This window comes from Sphingomonas sp. BL-S-25 (assembly GCF_055521555.1).
This window is the reverse complement of sequence record NZ_CM145486.1, coordinates 1,552,600-1,570,399: the sequence shown is the minus strand read 5'-3', so window position 1 is coordinate 1,570,399 and position 17,800 is coordinate 1,552,600. Positions and strand designations below refer to the sequence as shown.

Annotated in this window: 12 protein-coding genes; 6 read left to right on the top strand and 6 right to left on the bottom strand. The window is 67.5% G+C overall.

The genetic code is table 11. From position 1 onward, the window contains the following. Nucleotides 1-118 precede the first annotated feature (118 nt). Complete coding sequence (locus ACZ1H8_RS07615; RefSeq protein ID WP_465181364.1) at nucleotides 119-1,024, top strand: alpha/beta hydrolase; 906 nt, start codon at nucleotides 119-121, stop codon at nucleotides 1,022-1,024. Nucleotides 1,025-1,244: 220 nt separating this feature from the next. On the opposite strand, the gene ACZ1H8_RS07610 is transcribed toward ACZ1H8_RS07615, so the two are convergent. Then, complete coding sequence (locus tag ACZ1H8_RS07610; protein WP_465180729.1) at nucleotides 1,245-3,041, bottom strand: IlvD/Edd family dehydratase; 1,797 nt, start codon at nucleotides 3,039-3,041, stop codon at nucleotides 1,245-1,247. 21 nt (nucleotides 3,042-3,062) lie between these two features. Further along, entirely contained in the window at nucleotides 3,063-4,205 is a 1,143-nt protein-coding gene (locus ACZ1H8_RS07605; RefSeq protein WP_465180728.1) for an aldose epimerase family protein, read from the bottom strand. A gap of 132 nt (nucleotides 4,206-4,337) precedes the next feature. Between ACZ1H8_RS07605 and ACZ1H8_RS07600 the strand changes: the two genes are divergently transcribed. Then, nucleotides 4,338-5,657, top strand: a complete 1,320-nt coding sequence (locus ACZ1H8_RS07600) for a sugar MFS transporter (RefSeq protein WP_465180727.1) — start codon at nucleotides 4,338-4,340, stop codon at nucleotides 5,655-5,657. Beyond that, nucleotides 5,654-7,999 (top strand): glycoside hydrolase family 95 protein, encoded by a 2,346-nt coding sequence (locus tag ACZ1H8_RS07595; RefSeq protein ID WP_465180726.1) that lies wholly within the window; start codon nucleotides 5,654-5,656, stop codon nucleotides 7,997-7,999. Before ACZ1H8_RS07600 ends, ACZ1H8_RS07595 begins: the two co-directional genes overlap by 4 nt. Here ACZ1H8_RS07595 and ACZ1H8_RS07590 read toward each other — a convergent pair. Continuing rightward, a complete protein-coding gene (locus ACZ1H8_RS07590) occupies nucleotides 7,988-10,666 on the bottom strand; it encodes a glycoside hydrolase family 3 C-terminal domain-containing protein (RefSeq protein ID WP_465180725.1) in 2,679 nt (892 codons plus the stop codon). The two genes, ACZ1H8_RS07595 and ACZ1H8_RS07590, sit on opposite strands and share 12 nt — an antisense overlap. A gap of 195 nt (nucleotides 10,667-10,861) precedes the next feature. On the opposite strand from ACZ1H8_RS07590, the gene ACZ1H8_RS07585 reads away from it, so the two are divergent. Next, the gene (locus tag ACZ1H8_RS07585; RefSeq protein ID WP_465180724.1) at nucleotides 10,862-12,775 is read left to right on the top strand and encodes an NPCBM/NEW2 domain-containing protein; all 1,914 of its coding nucleotides are present in this window, start codon (nucleotides 10,862-10,864) and stop codon (nucleotides 12,773-12,775) included. Between the two features lie 9 nt (nucleotides 12,776-12,784). Here the strand turns inward: ACZ1H8_RS07585 and ACZ1H8_RS07580 are convergent, their stop codons facing one another. Continuing rightward, entirely contained in the window at nucleotides 12,785-13,546 is a 762-nt protein-coding gene (locus ACZ1H8_RS07580; RefSeq protein WP_465180723.1) for a FadR/GntR family transcriptional regulator, read from the bottom strand. Nucleotides 13,547-13,677: 131 nt separating this feature from the next. Between ACZ1H8_RS07580 and araD1 the strand changes: the two genes are divergently transcribed. Together araD1 and ACZ1H8_RS07570 are read left to right on the top strand one after the other, a co-directional pair. After that, complete coding sequence (gene araD1 / locus ACZ1H8_RS07575) at nucleotides 13,678-14,673, top strand: AraD1 family protein (RefSeq protein WP_465180722.1); 996 nt, start codon at nucleotides 13,678-13,680, stop codon at nucleotides 14,671-14,673. Between the two features lie 2 nt (nucleotides 14,674-14,675). Further along, on the top strand, nucleotides 14,676-15,599 hold the full coding sequence (locus tag ACZ1H8_RS07570) for a Gfo/Idh/MocA family protein (RefSeq protein WP_465180721.1): 924 nt from the start codon (nucleotides 14,676-14,678) through the stop codon (nucleotides 15,597-15,599). Nucleotides 15,600-15,641: 42 nt separating this feature from the next. On the opposite strand, the gene ACZ1H8_RS07565 is transcribed toward ACZ1H8_RS07570, so the two are convergent. Next, nucleotides 15,642-17,231 (bottom strand): alpha-N-arabinofuranosidase, encoded by a 1,590-nt coding sequence (locus tag ACZ1H8_RS07565; RefSeq protein ID WP_465180720.1) that lies wholly within the window; start codon nucleotides 17,229-17,231, stop codon nucleotides 15,642-15,644. 268 nt (nucleotides 17,232-17,499) lie between these two features. Next, nucleotides 17,500-17,757 (bottom strand): GlsB/YeaQ/YmgE family stress response membrane protein, encoded by a 258-nt coding sequence (locus ACZ1H8_RS07560; RefSeq protein WP_465180719.1) that lies wholly within the window; start codon nucleotides 17,755-17,757, stop codon nucleotides 17,500-17,502. Nucleotides 17,758-17,800 lie beyond the last annotated feature (43 nt).

Genomic DNA, 17,800 nt, shown 5'->3' with positions numbered 1-17,800 from the left:
ACTCCGTCTAAATAGTCGTGCCGGACAACGATTCGGCTGGACGAGGGAGAGAGATGTGAAGCGCTTGTCGCAAGGCAGGCCGCGTGCGCGCGGCGGACGGATCGGCCGCTGGCTGGGGATGATCGGCATGGCGGGCGCAGTCGCGCTGGCTGCGCCGGCGCTGGCGCAGAACGACCGGATGACCCCGATCGCCACGCCCGCCCAGCCAGGGGCGATCGAACTCGGCACCGGCCCGCTGCCCGGCGCGACCGCGCCCGAGGCGTGGCACAGCCAATATGGCAGCGTCTTCACCCGCAACGTCACCGTCGCGACGCTGACCCCGTTCCTGCCCGATCCGGCGAAGGCGACGGGCGCAGCGGTGATCGTCACCCCCGGCGGCGGCTTCCGCACGCTGTCGATGGAGAATGAGGGCTGGGACGTGGCGCGTGCGCTGGCGGCCAAGGGCGTCGCCGCCTTCGTCCTGAAATACCGTCTCAACCAGACCCCGCGCGAGATGCCTGCCTTCGAACAGTCGATGCGCGAGATGTTCTCCGGCACCGCTCGTACCGCGCCGCGGATGAATCCCGAGCAGGCCATCGCCGGCCTCGCCCCGCAGATCGCCGACGCCCGCGCCGCCTTCACGCTGATCCGCAAGCGGGCAGGCGAATGGCATGTCGATCCCGACCGCATCGGCATGGTCGGCTTTTCCGCGGGCGCGATGCTGACGCTGGCGACGACCCTGGCCGGGCAGGATGCGAAGCCCGCCTTTATCGGCCTGATCTATGGCCCGCTCGGCTCTGTCACCGTGCCGGCCGATGCGCCGCCCGCCTTCGTCGCGCTGGCCGCGGACGACCCGTTCTTCGCCAATAGCGGCTTCGGCCTGATCGAAAGTTGGAAGACCGCCAAGCGTCCGGTCGAATTCCACCTGTACGAACAGGGCGGGCATGGCTTCGGCATGTATCCCAAGACCACGACCAGCACCGGCTGGTTCGAAGCCTATGCCAGCTGGCTGCGGATGCATGGGTATCTCGATCGGAAGAAGTGAAGATTTCTCTCCTCCCGGCGGCAGGAGGGGATTGATGCGCATGGCTCGCCGATGCGCTTCTTCCTTGGCCGACCCAACCCCAGCCCCTCCCTTCCAGGGAGGGGAGTAGGCTAGCGCGAGTGGGTATCGCGGGTTCCCCTCCCTGGAAGGAAGGGGGCAGGGGTGGGTTGGGTCCGGCTCTCGCGAGACGGTTAGTCTAATCGGCGCTTGCCCGCGCGCCTCAGTGATTATCCCGCGGCAGGCCCCGGGTCTGGGCGATCCGCTGGAACGCCTCCGATCCTTCCAAGATCGCGCCGGTATCGAGCTGGCCGACCAGCGCACGCTGGATCTGCTGCCAGGGGGTCTGGGCCGGCGGATAGGGATAGCCGCCTTCGGCCTTCAGGGCGTCGCGCCGGGCCGCCAGTTCCCCGGCATCGATCAGCAGGTCGACGGTGCCGCGGGTCAGGTCGACGCGGACCCGGTCGCCGCTGCGAAGCAGGGCGAGGCCGCCCATCGCCGCGGCTTCGGGGGCGGCGTTCAGGATCGACGGTGATGCCGAGGTGCCCGACTGGCGTCCGTCGCCCAGGCAGGGCAGCGAATGCACGCCCTGGCGGATCAGATAGGCGGGCGGGCGCATGTTCACGACCTCGGCCGCGCCCGGATAGCCGATCGGCCCCGCGCCGCGCATCACCAGCAGCGTGCGGTCGGTGATCCCGACGGCGGGATCGTCGATCCGGGCATGATAATCCTCGGGTCCGTCGAACACGACCACCGGCCCCTCGAATGCGTTCGGATCGGCGGGGTCGGACAGATAGCGTTCGCGGAACTCCGCGCCGATCACGCTGGTCTTCATGATCGCCGCGTCGAACAGATTGCCGCTCAGCACCAGGAAACCCGACGCCTCGGACAGCGGGCGGTCGATTGGGCGGATCACCGCCTCGTCTTCGATCTGCGCGCGGCCGCAATTCTCACCGATGGTGCGGCCGTTCACGGTCAGTGCGTCGCCGGCGATCAGCCCGCGCTGCATCAACTGCGCGACGACCGCAGGCACGCCGCCGGCGCGGTAATAATCCTCGCCCAGATACTCGCCCGCCGGCTGGAGATTGACCAGCAACGGGATGTCGTGGCCATGTTCCGCCCAGTCGGTGACGTCGAGCGGCACGCCGATATGCCGGGCGATCGCGTTGAGATGGATCGGCGCATTGGTCGATCCGCCGATCGCCGAATTCACGACGATCGCGTTCAGGAACGCCTCGCGCGTCAGGATGTCGGACGGCTTCAGGTCCTCCGCCACCATCTCCACGATCCGCTTGCCGGTGCGATAGGCGACTTCCTGGCGGTCGCGATAGGGGGCCGGGATCGCGGCCGAGCCGGGCAGCATCATGCCCAGCGCCTCGGCCAGGCTGTTCATTGTCGTCGCCGTGCCCATCGTGTTGCAATAGCCGGTCGATGGCGCCGACGAACTGACGAGCTTGATGAAGCCTTCGTCATCGATCTCGCCTGCCGCCAGCATCTCGCGCGCCTTCCACACGATCGTGCCCGATCCGGTGCGCTCGCCGCGGTGCCAGCCGTTCAGCATCGGACCGACCGACAGGGCGATCGCCGGCAGGTTCACCGTCGCCGCCGCCATCAGGCAGGCGGGGGTGGTCTTGTCGCACCCGGTCGTCAGCACGACGCCGTCCAGCGGATAGCCGTAGAGCAGCTCGACCAGCCCGAGATAGGCCAGGTTGCGGTCGAGCCCGGCCGTCGGCCGCTTGCCGGTTTCCTGGATCGGATGCACCGGGAATTGCAGCGCGATGCCGCCCGCCTCGCGAATGCCCTCGCGCACGCGTTCGGCCAGCACCAGGTGATGGCGGTTGCACGGGCTGAGGTCCGATCCGGTCTGGGCGATGCCGATCACCGGCTTGCCCGAGCGCAGCTCATCCAGGCTCAGCCCGAAGTTCAGATAACGCTCGAGATAGAGCGCGGTCATGTCGATATTGTCGGGATTGTCGAACCAGGCGCGGCTGCGCAGTTTCGGCGGTACGGAATCGGTCATTGTCGGGCCTTGGAAACGCGCTCAATTCCGCGGGGCGGTGGTCGAGAAGCGATAGATGATGATGTTGCGATAGGTCTGGCCGCGGTCGAGCCGTGCCGAGCCGAAGACGGGCTGGTTGGGCGTATCCGGAAACACCTGCGGCTCGAGTGCCAGCCCGTCGCCCTGGCGATAGGCATGGCCCGAGCGGCCGACTGCGCTGCCGTCGAGGAAGTTGCCGGTGTAGAGCTGGACCCCGGGCTGGTTCGACAGGATGTCGAGCACGCGGCCGGTGGTCGCATCCTCGACACGGGCATGAAGTCGCGGCGCCTTCGACACGTCGCGGGCGATCACGAAATTCTCGTCATAACCCTGGCCGAAGACGATCTGGGGATCGCGCCCGTCGCGGATCCGCTCGCCGATGCGGGTCGGGCGGCGGAAATCGAACGGCGTCCCCTCGACCGGGCGGATCTCGCCGGTCGGGATCAGCGAGGCGTCGACCGGGGTCGTCGCATCGGCGGGGATGGTCAGATAATGATCATAGATGCTGCGCTGCGACGCTTCGCCGCCCAGGTTGAAGAAGCTGTGATTGGTGATGTTGACGATCGTCGGCCGGTCCGTCGTCGCGCTGTACTCGACGGTCAGCGCATTGTCCTCGTCCAGCGAATAGGTCGCGGTGACGGTCAGCTTGCCGGGATAGCCCTCCTCGCCATCGGCGCTGACATAGCGCATCACCACGCTGGCGGTGGGGCCGTCGGTCACCTTCTCGACCGTCCACAGCCTCTTGTCATAGCCCAGCGGTCCGCCGTGCAGCGCATTGCCGTTGTTGTTCAGCGCCAGCTTGTACTGCCGCCCGTCGATCGAGAAGCTACCCGCCTTGATGCGATTGGCATAGCGGCCGACGGTCGCGCCGAAATAATTGGGCTTCTCTAGATAGCCCTGCATGTCATTATAGCCGAGCGTCACCTCCTCCGACCGGCCTGCCCGATCAGGGACCATTACCGACTGGAGGATCGCGCCATAGTTGAGGACGGTGGCCCGCATGCCCTTGGCGTTAGACAGAGTTATTGCCTCGACCGCACGGCCGTCGCGCAGCGTGCCGAACGGCTTGCGCTCCGCCGTCGCCGCCTGGGCCGGCGTCAGTCCGATCAGGGGCAATGCCAGCATAAAGGCGATGATCCGTTTCATAAACCCCTCCCGTTCGGCGTCGCTGCCGGTGCCGGGCAGATCGGTTGTTGACGCCCGTTACGGCGATCAATACTCCGACTAGAAACCAAAGAGCAACCCGCCGCGAACGGCATCAGGAGAGGACGTCCCCACATGGCATTGCCGCCCGGATCGAGCGCGCCGAGCGCCTACAGCAACGCCGGTGCCGCGACGCGCTACGGCCCGGCGCTGACGCTGCTCGCCTCCTTGTTCTTCATGTGGGGGTTCATCACTGTCATCAACAACACGCTGCTGCCGCATCTGCGCAGCGTGTTCGACCTGAACTATACCCAGACGACGCTGATCGAGAGCGTGTGGTTCATCGCCTATTTCGTCGCATCGATCCCCTCGGCGAAGCTGATCGAGCGGGTCGGCTATCAGCGCTCGCTGGTGATCGGCCTGCTTATCATGGCGGTCGGATCCTTGGGCATGATGCTGGCGGCCAGCATCCCCTCCTACGGCGTCACGCTGGCGATGCTGTTCGTCATCGCCAGCGGGATCACCCTGCTCCAGGTCGCGGCCAATCCCTATGTCGCGATCGTCGGCAAGCCCGAGACCGCGTCGTCGCGGCTGAACCTGGTCCAGGCGATGAACTCGGCCGGCACGATGCTGGCGCCCGCCTTCGGCGCCTATCTGATCCTGGGCCGGACCAAGGGAGGCACGGTCGATTCGACCACGGTGCTGACCCCGGCCGAACGGCTGGCCGATGCCCATTCGGTGATCCTGCCCTATGGCCTGGTCGCGGTGGTGTTGGTCGTTCTGGCGGTCGTGATCGCGCGCTTCCCGCTGCCGGCGATGGGCAATTCGGTATCGCGCGTCTCGCGTGAGGAGCGCCGCCAGCATTCGCTGTGGAAGCATCGCAACCTGGTGTTCGGCGTGCCCGCGATCTTCATCTACCTGATCGCCGAGATCGGCGTGGCCAATCTGTTCGTCAATTTCGTCAGCCAGCCCGACATTGCCAACCTGACCGCGCAGCAGGCGGGTAACTATCTGACCTTCCTGTGGGGCGGGATGATGGTCGGCCGCTTTCTTGGGTCTGCAATCATGCAGCGCGTGCCTGCGGAGACGGTGCTGGCCGCCTTCTCGGTCGGCGCGTTCCTGGTCATGCTCATCACCGTGTTCGCCCATGGTCCGGTCGCGATGTGGTCGCTGATCCTGGTCGGCTTCTTCCACTCGATCATGTTCCCGACGATCTTCACCCTGGGCATTCGTGGCCTTGGGCCGCTGACCGAGGAAGGGTCGGGCCTGCTGATCATGGCGATCGCCGGCGGCGCGCTGGTGTTCGTCCAGGGGATGCTGGCCGACGAATATGGCCTGCAATGGTCGTTCCTGCTGACCGCGGTCTGCGAACTCTACATCCTCTTCTATGCATTGTGGGGCGCAAAGCCGACCGGGGCGGTGCTCGCCGAGGAGGCGGCGGAACCCTTCAAGTGAGCATCGATCGGCGACGGTTGCTCAAGGGGTCCGCGGGCGCCGCCGCCGGTCTGGCCCTGCCGGCGAGTGCGTCGACGGCTCCGGAGCGTCCGGTCGGCGAGCACCGGCTCTGGTATCGCCAGCCAGCGCGCGAATGGGTCGAGGCGCTGCCGGTCGGCAATGGGCGGATCGGTGCGATGGTCTTTGGCGGCGTGTCGCAGGAGCGGCTGCAGCTGAACGAGGACAGTCTGTGGGCCGGCGGGCCCTATGATCCGGTCAATCCCGAAGCGCGCCTGGCGCTGGCCGAGGTCCGGTCGCTGATCTTCGCGAACAAGTACAAAGAAGCCGAGGCGCTCGCCAATGCGAAGCTGATGGCGCGGCCGCTGCAGCAGATGCCGTACCAGACGCTGGGCGATCTGCAGATCGCCATGCCCGGTGCCACAGACGGCGATGCTACCGAGTATGAGCGCGCGCTCGACCTCGACTCCGCGATGGCGACGACGCGATTTACCCTCGGCGGCACCCGGTTTCGCCGCGAGGTAATTGCCTGTCCGGTGCATCAGGTCATTGCGGTTCGACTGACCGCCGATCGCCGTGGCGCGATCGACTGCGACCTTTCGCTGACCTCGCCGCACAAGAGTGCCGCCACGAAGGTTGACGCGGGCGAGTTGATCCTGACCGGCCGCAATAGCGATGCGAACGGCGTTGCCGGCGCACTGAAGTTCGAGGCGCGACTGCGGGTCGTCGCACGGGGCGGCGCGGTGACGCGGTCGGGCGACGGGCTCGCCATTCGCGGCGCAGATGAGGTAACGTTGCTGCTCGCCATGGCGACCAGCTTTCGGCGGTTCGACGATGTCGGCGGCGATCCGGCGGCCGCGAACCGCGAGCGCCTGGCCGCGGCAGTGCGTCTTGGCTTCGCGCGGATCGCGCAGGATGCGGCGGTCGAGCATCGCCGCCTGTATCGCGGCGTCGACCTCGACCTGGGCACGACAGCAGCGGCCCGACTCCCGACCGACGAGCGGGTGCGCCGCGGCGAGCAACAGGACGATCCGGGGCTGGCGACGCTCTATTTCAACTATGGCCGCTACCTGCTGATCGCGTCGTCGCGCCCGGGCAGCCAGCCGGCCAATCTCCAGGGGATCTGGAACGAGAGCCTCAACCCGCCCTGGGGATCGAAATATACCATCAATATCAATACCGAGATGAATTACTGGCCGGCGGAGATCACCGGGCTGGCCGAATGCACCGCGCCGCTGATCGCGATGATCCGCGAGCTGGCGGAGACCGGCGCGCGGACCGCGAGGGACATGTACGGTGCGCGCGGCTGGGTGGTGCATCACAATAGCGATTTGTGGCGCGCCACCGCGCCGATCGATGGCGCGCAATGGGGGCTGTGGCCGCTGGGCGGCGCCTGGCTGTGCACCCATTTATGGGCGCGCTACGATTATGGCCGCGACGCGAAATGGCTGGCGACGGTCTATCCACTGATGCGCGGTGCGGCGATCTTCTTCCTCGACACGCTCCAGCGCGATCCGCGCACCGATCAGCTGGTCACCAACCCGTCGCTGTCGCCCGAGAACCGGCACCCGTTCGGCGCGTCGATCTGCGCCGGGCCGGCGATGGACATGCAGATCCTGCGCGACCTGTGCGAGCAGACCGCGGCGGCGGCGGATATTCTGGGGATCGACCGGGATCTGGCCAAGGAATTGCGCACCATGCGCGCCGCGCTTCCGCCTGACAGGATCGGACGCCAGGGTCAGTTGCAGGAATGGCAGGAGGATTGGGACGCGGCGGCGCCCGAGCCCGAGCATCGCCATGTCTCGCATCTCTATGCGCTCTACCCCAGCCACCAGATCGATCCCGACCGCACTCCCGAACTGGCGACGGCGGCGCGGCGCTCGCTGGAGCTGCGCGGGGACGAGTCCACCGGCTGGGCAACGGCGTGGCGGATCAACCTGTGGGCACGGCTGCGCGACGGCGAGCATGCCCACCGCATCCTGCGCTTCCTGCTGGGGCCGGGGCGCACCTATCCCAATCTGTTCGACGCGCACCCGCCGTTCCAGATCGACGGCAATTTCGGGGGCGCAGCGGCGATTGCCGAGATGCTGATGCAGAGCCGCGAGGCCGAGATCCTGCTGCTGCCGGCGCTGCCGCGCGCCTGGCCGACGGGATCGGTTCGCGGGCTGCGCGCGCGTGGCGCCTGCACCGTCGACTTGGCCTGGCGGGACGGCACCTTGGCGGACGTGACGTTGGTCAGTCCAATCGGCGGCGAGCGGGTGCTGCGCCATGGCACCCGCTCGCACCGCGTCACGCTTCAGCCCGGAAAGCCGTTGCGCCTGACCGGTGCCGATCTAGCGGGGTAGCGGCGCGCTGCCCGGCGTGGCGAAATTCGCGCTCTGCCCCGCAACTCCGGTGCCCGGCTGGCCCGATCCGACTGTCACGCGGTAGGTCCCGGCAAGCACGCGGCGGACACCATCGGTGGTGACGGCGCTCAGGTCGCGCGGCGAGAGGTCGAAGCGCAGTGTCTTCGACTCGCCCGGCTTGAGCGACACGCGCTGAAACCCGCGCAGCGCGATGCGCGGCGCGCCGGGATCGGCGGGGAAGTTGAGATAGAGCTGGGCAACCTCGTCGCCGGCGCGCTGGCCGGTGTTGCGCACGGTGGTGGTGACGCGGATGCCGCGGGCGGGGTTGCCGCCGATCGGCGCGACGCTGAGCGGCGCATAATCGAAGCTGGTATAGCTGAGCCCGAAGCCGAAGGGATAGACCGGGGTGCCGTCGAAATAGCGATAGGTGCGCCCCGCCATCGAATAGTCGCCGAACGGCGGCAGTTCGTCGATGCTGCGGTAGAAGGTCAGCGGCAGGCGGCCTGAGGGGTTGGTCCGGCCCGCCAGGATATTGCCGACCGCGAGGCCACCCGACTGGCCGGGATACCAGGCCTCGAGGATCGCGGCGGCATTGTCCTTCGCCCAGGCCAGGTTGATCGGGCTGCCGTTCATCGCGACCAGCACGATCGGCTTGCCGGTCGCGCGTGCCTGTTCAAGCAGCTTGAGCTGGTCGGGCGGCAGGTCCAGCGTGGTCTTGTCGCCGCCCTTGAACCCGGGGATCTGGACCGGGGATTCCTCCGCTTCGAGGTCAGAGGTCAGGCCGACCACGGCGACCAGCACGTCGGCCGATGCCGCGGCTGCCTTCAGGTCGCGTTCCGGGGTGGCGGTGACGCGCTTCCACACCAGGCCGACGCCAGTGGTGCCGGTATGGGCGTCGCCGGTGATCTCGACAGCATAGCGTTTGCCCTTTTCGAGGCGCACGGTCTTCATCGTCGGCAGGCTGCCCCAGGGGGCGTACTTGAGGTCGACGAACGGCTTGCCGTCGAACTTCAGCGTCCCGCTCATGAAGCCGGACAGGCCCAGCCGGTAGCTTCCGCTGTGCGGCGGGACGATGAAGCCGGTCCACACCACGCGGTGATGGTCGGAGACCTGAGCGAGGTCCAGGCTGCGGCCGTTGACGCCGTCCTCGACGCGGGTGGCGACGGGCGTGTCGGCGAAGCGGACGGTGCGAAGATAGTCGGCGAGCGTACCGGGCGCGAACTGCCTGGGCGGCGTGCCGAGCGCGTTGTAGTAGCGCGCGAGCAGGCCCGGCTTGCCGTCCGGCGCGCGCAGCGCCGTGGTCGGGATCGGGTCGCCGTCGGTAAAGGTCTCGGCGAAGGGGACATAGTCGATCCGCGCGCCGGGCATCGCCTGGCGCAGGCCGTCGACGACCGAGATGGGTGGCGCCGACAGGGGCGAGGAATAATTGCCGCGCAGCACGCGGGTGGCGTCACCCAGCGGGCCGATGACCGCGATCCGCGCGCCGCTGCGCAACGGCAGGATGCCGTCATTCTTGAGCAGCACCAGGCTCTTTTCGGCCGAAGCGAGCGCCAGCGCGCCATGCGCCGGTGCCCCGACCGCGCGCGGATCGCCTGCGCTGCGGCGGATGCCGGGCAGGTCGCCATTGCGGTAGCGTGCGGCGAACAGCCGGACGAGCGCGCGGTCGATATCGCTCTCGGTGATCAGACCGCGCTTCAGCGCGTCGCGGTACCGGTCGCCCAGCCCGGCAGTGTCCGACAGGGTGGCGGTATGGCATTCATTGTCGACGCCCGCGCGCAGCGCCGCCGCGACTGCAGCGGCCGGGTCCGGCGCGTAATGATGGTTGTCGGCAATGTCCTTCACCGCGTCGCAATCGGACACGACATAGCCGCGAAATCCCCAGGCCTCTCGCAAATGGGTGACGAGCAAATCGTCGCTGGCGCAGGCGGGCTGGCCGTCGATCCGGTTATAGGCGCACATCACCGATCCGGCCCGGCCATCGACGATCGCCGCGCGGAAGGCGGGGAGGTAGGTATCCTCCAGATCATGCCGCGACACGAAGACATTGGCGCTGTGGCGCGTCGATTCGGGGCCGCTATGGACGGCGAAATGCTTGGGCGTGGCGATCACTAGCGGGTGATCGGGATCGGGCCCCTGCACGCCGCGGACATAGGCCACGCCCATCGCGGCGGCGAGGTGCGGATCCTCGCCATAGGTTTCCTGGCCGCGGCCCCAGCGCGGATCGCGGAAGATGTTGATGTTGGGCGACCAGGTGTTGAGCCCGGTGCCGATCCGCCCCATCCGCCCGGTCTGGCGCGCGAGCGCGTGAAGCCCGGCGACCTCGCTGCCGATCGATCCGGCGACCTGCTCGACCAGCGGCGCGTCGAAGGTCGCGGCCAGGCCGATCGGTTCGGGAAAGTTGGTGGTCGGCAGCGATCCGAGCGCGCCGTGGAGCGATTCGGTCCACCAATTATAGGCGGGCACCTCCAGCCGCGGGATCGCGGGCGCGGTGTTGAGCAGCTGGTCGATCTTCTCGTCCAGCGTCATCCGCCCGACCAGATCGGCGGCGAGACTGTCCGCCTTCTTCTCGGTTGCCGAGGGTGTGTCGCGCTGGGCATGAGCGGGGAGGGTGGTGATCGCGGTACTGGCAAGCAGCAGGGCGCCCCAGGACGCGGCGAGTCTCGGCATCTTCTGTCCTCCCCTGGTCGATCATCCGTGCCGGAATCATCGATAATTAGTCAGGCTATTTATGCCGGATATCTTCACCCCGCCAAGTCCCCTCATGATCTCACCTGTCATGATTCCAGCAAATTTGATCCGATCGCTGCGGTTGACGTGCATTATTTAAGCCGACAAATTCACGGCAAAGCGGGAGAGGCAAGAATGAAGCGCAAGCCGGCACGTCGATCGATGCTGTCCCTGATCGCAGTGGCAGGCGCGCTGTTCGCCGCCAGCCCGCTGGCCGCCCAGTCGGACCGGCTGGAAGCGCAGGGTCGGTGGAGCGCCTATAGCCGCGGTGCCGCCAAGCTGCCGCCGATGGGCTGGAACAGCTGGAACGCATTCGCGCTCGACATCAGCGAAGAGAAGCTGATCGGGTCGGCGCAGACGATCGTCCGCTCGGGGCTGGCGGCGCGCGGCTATCGCTATATCGACATCGACGAGGGCTGGTGGGCGCGGCGCGGCGCCGATGGGCGGATGGTCATCCGCGCCGACAAATTCCCCTCGGCACGGATGGCGGACGGACGGACCAGCTTCCGCCCGCTGACCGACCGCCTTCACGCCATGGGGCTGAAGGCGGGGATCTATTCGGACATCGGGCGCAACAGCTGCGGCCAGATCCATAGCGACGATGTGCCCAACAAGCCCAGCGGCACCGTCGCAGAGCGCGAGGTCGGGCTGTACGGCCATGTCGATCGCGATATCGCGCTGTATTTCGGGGAATGGGGGTTCGACCTGATCAAGGTCGATGCCTGCGGGATTCGCGGGCTGGCCGAAGACGCGCCCAAGGTGCTGAGCGGCGAGTTTCGCGCACTGACGCCTCTGGTCGACAGCGGGTCGCTGGGCCGTACCGACATCGCCGCGACCAAACTGCTCTACACCCAGGTCCGCCAGGCGCTCGAGCGGGTCAATCCGGACGACGACTTCGTCTTCTCGCTGTGCCTGTGGGGCGCGGCCGATGTCCGTTCCTGGGGGCGCGAGATGGCGAACATCTCGCGCACCAGCGAGGACATTTTCCCGGTCTGGGGGCGGATGCTCCACAATATGGACAGCGTGATCCGCCGTCCGCTCTATGCCCATCCGGGATCGTGGAATGACCCCGACATGCTGTATATCGGCACCGGCGATTTCGACGCGAAGCACCTGACCGAGGCGCGGTCGCATTTCAGCCTGTGGGCGATGCTCAACGCGCCGCTGATGATCGGTTATGACCTGCGCGCCGCGGCGCCCGCATTGATGGCGATTCTGGGCAAGGCGGAGGTCATCGCTCTGAACCAGGATCCGGCGGGCAACCAGGCGGTGCTCGCTTATGACTCAGACGATGTCAGCATCCTGGTGAAGACGCTGGCCGATGGCGACAAGGCGGTGGCGATCCTCAACCGCGGCGACGCGCCGGTGTCGGCCAGCCTGATGGCGGCGCATCTGAAGCTCGCCAGCGATGCCGATGTCGCGCTGACCGATTTGTGGGACGGCAGCGCCGCACGCTTCCGCGACCGGTACGACCTGAAGCTCGCCCCGCGCGAGACGCGGCTGTTCCGCGCGAAGGGCAAGCGACTGCTGGCCGATGGCATGTACCTCTCCGAAATGCCGGGCAGCGTGAACCCGGCTGCCGACGGCGTCGTCGCACCGCAGGCCGATCCGATGATCCACCGCGCGATCCTGCCCTGGGCCGGCACCCGCGGCTCGCGCGAGGGGCCGCGCTATGGCGGTTGGGGAGGCGCCCAGGCCGACAGCACGCCCTATTCGGAACAGCTCGCCATCGCGGGCACGCGGTTCGACACGGGCATCGGCATCCTCGCCAATTCGCGGGTCGAGGTGCGCAATTCGGGCTATCGCCGCTTCGCCGCCCGGGTCGGCGTCGATGACAGCGCGCGCGACCGGGGCCAGGCAGTTACCTTCGAGATTTATGGTGACGGGCGGCTACTCGCGCGGTCCAAGGCAATGCGGTTCGGCGAGGCGGCGGTGCCGATCGCCGCGGACGTGAGCGGGGTAAAGTTGGTCGAACTCGTCGCACGCACGCCGGGTGCGCCGCGCTTCGCCGATCCCGTCACCTGGGCGGAGGCTGCGCTGCTGCGCTGAGCGCGGCGGTCACATCGACGAGCGCGTGTCCTCCAGCGCAAGCTCGACCAGCACGCGCATCGCGTCGCTGGCGGCATCGCCGTCGCCCGCGGCGATCGCGTCATAGACCCGGACATGGTCGGGCAGCGGATCGCGCGGCAGGGCGCGCGCACGCTGCTTGAACTGGGTGGTCCAGTTGACCGCCGCGCCGATGCTGGCGCTCAGCGCGACGAGCGCGCTGTTGTGCGTCGCCTGGAGCAGCGCGTCGTGAAAGTCGCGATCGGCGGCGCGTCCGGCTTCGGTCGCCAGGGTGAAGCGCCGCATCTGCGCCAGCGCTTCCTTCATCGCCTTGAGGTCGGCCTTGTCGCGGCGCGCCGCGGCCAGGCGCGCGGCATTGGGCTCGACCACCGCGCGAAGCTCGAACAGGTCGCGGACGAAATCGAGATCGGGTTCGCCCGAAAAGGCCCAGGCGAGCACCGCGGGGTCGAGCATGTTCCACCGGCTGCGCGGCAGGACGCGGGTGCCGGCCTTGGGACGGCTCTCGACCAGCCCCTTGGCGGTCAGCACCTGCACCGCCTCGCGATAGGCGCTGCGCGACACATCGAGCGCTTCGGAGTTGGCGACCTCGCCGGTCAGCCGCTCGCCCGGCGCGATCCGGCCGGAAACGATCGCGGTCCCGAGATAATGCGCCACCGCACCGCGCAACCGCCGTCCGGTGCCCTTCGAGGAAGAGGTCAGCCGTTCCGCCGCGCCTGTCGCGGTCAGGGGTGCCGCCTTATCCTGCGATGCCATCCGGCCCAAGCTCCTCTCGTTGATCGGGCCTTATCCGCCCGGGATGCAGAGCTTGCAAGTTGCCTTTGATCCCGGCTGCCAATATGTCGGACTAAATGACGCCCGTCGTGGCGGTTTCGGGAGAGTGATCGGTGACATTGCGGCTGGCTCAGTATCGCGGGGCGGACGGCGAACGGCGGGTGATCGCCGCGACGGAAGAGGGCGCGGGGTTCGTTATCGGCATGTCCGACACGCGCTCACTGGCGCTGCGGGCGATCGAGCAGGAGCAGACGCTGGCGCAGGCAGTCGCGGCGCTCGGCACGTCGGGCGAGGTCGATCTGCGCGCCGAGCTGGAGGCCGGACGGCTGATCGCGCCGATCGATCATCCGGATCCCGCGCATCTGGTGTTGTCGGGTACCGGCCTGACCCATCTCGGTTCGGCGGAGGGTCGCGACAAGATGCACCGTGACGCGGCGCAGGCAGCGCATCAGACCGACAGCATGCGCATGTTCCTGGAAGGCGTCGAGGGCGGCAAGCCCGATGACGGTGCGGTCGGGCAACAGCCCGAATGGTTCTACAAGGGCAACGGCACCCATCTGGTCGGCCCCGACGCACCGCTCGAGATGCCCGGCTTCGCCCAGGATGGCGGCGAAGAGCCCGAACTGGCCGGCATCTATCTGATCGGCCCGGACGGCACGCCGTGGCGGCTCGGCCTGTGCCTGGCCAACGAGTTCAGCGACCATGTGACCGAGCGGCACAATTATCTGTGGCTGGCCCATTCCAAGCTTCGCCAGGCGGCGCTGGGCCCCGAGCTGCTGACCGGCCCCGCGCCCGACGATGTGCGCGGCGCCAGCCGGATCGTGCGCGACGGTGCGGTGCTGTGGGAGAAGCCGTTCCTGTCGGGTGAGGCGAACATGTCGCACGCGCTCGCCAATCTCGAGCATCATCATTTCAAATATCCGCTGTTCCGCACCCCCGGCGACGTCCATGTCCATTTCTTCGGCACCGCGACGCTGTCGTTCAGCGACGGCATCCGCACCGCGCCGGGCGACCGGTTCGAGATCGAGGCGGCACCCTTCACCCTGCCGCTGCGCAACCCGCTGTCGCGTGGCGATCAGGCCGCGAACACCCGCGTCCGCAGCCTCTGACCATGGCGATCCGCATCGCCCTGGTGGGCATGGGCAAGATCGCGCGCGACCAGCATCTGCCCGCCATCGCCGCCGACCCCGCGTTCGAGCTGGTCGCGACAGTCAGTCCGCATCATGCCGGGGTCGATGGCATTCCGCATCTGCCCGACCTGGAGACGCTGCTCGCTGAGGGCCCGGCGGTCGATGCGATCGCCTTGTGCACCCCGCCCCAGGTCCGTCACGCGCTGGCGATGACGGCGATCGCGCACGGCGTGCACCTGTTCCTCGAAAAGCCGCCCGGCGCGACGCTTGGCGAGGTCGTTGCGCTGGAGCAGCAGGCCGAGGCTGCCGGCATCACGCTGTTCGCCAGCTGGCATTCGCGCTTCGCCGCCGGCGTGGCGCCCGCAAAAGCATGGCTGAAGGACCGTGAGATCCGCGCGGTGCGCATCACCTGGCGCGAGGATGTTCGCGTCTGGCATCCGGGCCAGGCGTGGATCTGGGAGGCCGGCGGTTTCGGCGTGTTCGATCCGGGCATCAACGCGCTGTCGATCGCGACGCATATCCTGCCGCGGTCGGTCTTCCTGACCGAGGCGCTGCTCGAATTCCCGGCCAATCGCGAGGCGCCGATCGCCGCGACGCTGGGGATGCGCGATACCGGCGGTGCACCGGTCGAGATGGATCTCGACTGGCGCCAGACCGGGCCGCAAAGCTGGGACATCGTGGTGGAGACCGATGCCGGCGCGCTTACGCTGAGCGAAGGTGGTGCGGTGCTGACGCTGTCGGACGGAACCGCGCGCCGCCCTGATCGCGAATATCCGGCGATGTATGCGCATTTCGCGACTTTGGTCCGCGACCGCGTTAGCGATGTCGATGTCGATCCGCTGCGGCTGGTCGCCGACGCCTTCCTGCTCGGTCGGCGCAAGACGGTCGACGCGTTCGAAGAGTGAGCGTGCGGGGATGGCGGCACGGTGCCGCCATCCCCGTTCGGATCAGGACTCGATCTGGACGACCACCACCGACTTGCTCGGCAGCTCCAGCGTCACGCCGCCGCGCTCGGCCTTGCCCGTGAACGGCTTGGGCACCACCACTTCCGGCGCGTCGAAGCTGTTCACCGAATTGACCCGCGGTGCAGTCAGCACTTCGCCGCGTGCGGCCTTCACCGTCACGCCCGGCAGGCGCCCGGTGACGCGAACCGGCCGGGCGGGATCCAGGTTCGTCACCGCCAGCCACAGCTTGCCCGCGGTATCGCGCACCGCCACCGCATCGACGCGCGGGAGCTCGACATCGCCCTGCTTGAACGTCCCCGCATCGAACCGCACCGGCACGAAGGTCGCATCCTGGAACGGCAGGTACATCTTGAAGATGTGATAGGTCGGGGTGAGGACCATCTTCTCATTGTCGGTCAGGATCATCGCCTGAAGGACGTTCACCATCTGGGCGATGTTGGTCATCCGCACCCGGTCGGCATGGCGCGCGAAGATGTTGAGGTTCAGCGCGGCGGCGATCGCATCACGCATCGAATTCTGCTGCTGCAGGAAGCCGGGATTGGTCCCCGGGGTCGGCGCCAGCCACAGGCCCCATTCGTCGATCACCAGCGGGATCTTCTTTTCGGGGTCATAGCGATCCATGATCGCGCCGTGCTTGGCGATGAGGCCGTCCATCGCCAGCGTTTCCTTGACCAGCCGCGCATAGGCGCCCTCGTCGAAATTGACGCTGGGGTAGGACGGCGGCCAGCCACCGGTGGTGTAGTGATGGAGCGACAGGCCCTCGATATTCCAGGCCCAGTCATGCCCCTTCCAAGCTTTCATCACCTCCTCGGTATAGCCGATGTCGCCGTCGTTCGGACCGACCGCGATGCGCTGCATCGCCTGATCGCCCGTCTGGGCAGGGTTATAGTTGCGCACGAAGCGGGAAAAGGGCTTCATCAGGTCGACATAATAGCCGGGCGTCATCGACCCGCCACAGCCCCAGCTTTCGTTGCCGAGGCCGAGATACTTGATCTTGTACGGCGCGGTGCGCCCGTTGGCCGCGCGTTCCTTGCCCGCGGTCGTCGCGGGATCGGCGGTCATATACTCGATCCACTCGGCAGCCTCCGCCACCGTGCCCGACCCGACATTGACCGAGATATAGGCTTCGCTGCCGATCTGATCGACAAAGTCCATGAACTCGTGGGTGCCGAATGTGTTCGGCTCGGTCGATCCGCCCCAGTTGGAGTTGATCGTGACGCGGCGGTCCTTTGCCGGGCCGATGCCGTGGCGCCAGTGATATTCGTCGGCGAAACAGCCACCGGGCCAGCGCACATTGGGCACCCGGATCGCGCGCAGCGCGGCGACCACGTCCTTGCGGATGCCGCGGACATTGGGAATCTTCGAGTCCTTGCCGACCCAAACGCCGCCATAGATCCCGGTGCCGAGATGCTCGGCAAACTGGCCGAAGATGTTGCGGTCGATCTTGCTGCCGGGCTTGGCGGTATCCACCAGGACCTCGACCGGGCCGGACGCGCGGTCCTGGGCGATTGCCGGAAATGCCGACGCCAGCATCAACGCGGCGGCGAGCGGACGGACGAGATCGAGCATCATTCCTCCCTGTCAGACTGTTCTGGGCGCGGGAGGCAAGGCAATGGCGCAGCCCCCGTCACGCACTCAGCGGTATAGTCCGACAAAAGAAAGCGTCAAGAATGTCGTCGTCGAGGGTATTCTTCCATAACGACGCAGCGCGCAGGCCTGGGTCGGCCCGCGCGCTGCGACATGCTGTCGGCAATAGTAGGACAAGGTTCCCGCTCCGGGACCCTGTCGATCCTGCGCCAGCCGCCGACAGGGCGGCGGCTGGCGACAAGAGGGTCAACGGTTAGCGAACGCTGCCGCGACGAACCAGGTTGACGATCGCGAGCAGGATGACCGCGCCCAGCAGCGAAACCAGGAACGAGGTCACGGTCAGCGGTGCGCTGTTGATCGAGCCACCGCTCATGATCAGGCCGCCGATGAATGCGCCGACGATGCCGACGATGATGTTGAGAAAAATGCCCTGCTGGGCGTCGGTGCGCATGATGATGCTGGCGAGCCAGCCAATGACGCCGCCGACGACAAGCCAAAGAATCAAGCCCATGATCAGTCTCCTCCTTGAATGTCGAGGAGACGCCTCGCGCGCC

What these genes read in the sequence shown, in the direction of transcription:
- ACZ1H8_RS07615 (WP_465181364.1), top strand. Translation starts at nt 119, where the DNA reads ATGATCGGCATGGCGGGCGCAGTCGCGCTGGCTGCGCCGGCGCTGGCG.
- ACZ1H8_RS07610 (WP_465180729.1), bottom strand. Translation starts at nt 3,041, where the DNA reads ATGACCGATTCCGTACCGCCGAAACTGCGCAGCCGCGCCTGGTTCGAC.
- ACZ1H8_RS07605 (WP_465180728.1), bottom strand. Translation starts at nt 4,205, where the DNA reads ATGAAACGGATCATCGCCTTTATGCTGGCATTGCCCCTGATCGGACTG.
- ACZ1H8_RS07600 (WP_465180727.1), top strand. Translation starts at nt 4,338, where the DNA reads ATGGCATTGCCGCCCGGATCGAGCGCGCCGAGCGCCTACAGCAACGCC.
- ACZ1H8_RS07590 (WP_465180725.1), bottom strand. Translation starts at nt 10,666, where the DNA reads ATGCCGAGACTCGCCGCGTCCTGGGGCGCCCTGCTGCTTGCCAGTACC.
- ACZ1H8_RS07585 (WP_465180724.1), top strand. Translation starts at nt 10,862, where the DNA reads ATGAAGCGCAAGCCGGCACGTCGATCGATGCTGTCCCTGATCGCAGTG.
- ACZ1H8_RS07580 (WP_465180723.1), bottom strand. Translation starts at nt 13,546, where the DNA reads ATGGCATCGCAGGATAAGGCGGCACCCCTGACCGCGACAGGCGCGGCG.
- ACZ1H8_RS07570 (WP_465180721.1), top strand. Translation starts at nt 14,676, where the DNA reads ATGGCGATCCGCATCGCCCTGGTGGGCATGGGCAAGATCGCGCGCGAC.
- ACZ1H8_RS07565 (WP_465180720.1), bottom strand. Translation starts at nt 17,231, where the DNA reads ATGATGCTCGATCTCGTCCGTCCGCTCGCCGCCGCGTTGATGCTGGCG.
- ACZ1H8_RS07560 (WP_465180719.1), bottom strand. Translation starts at nt 17,757, where the DNA reads ATGGGCTTGATTCTTTGGCTTGTCGTCGGCGGCGTCATTGGCTGGCTC.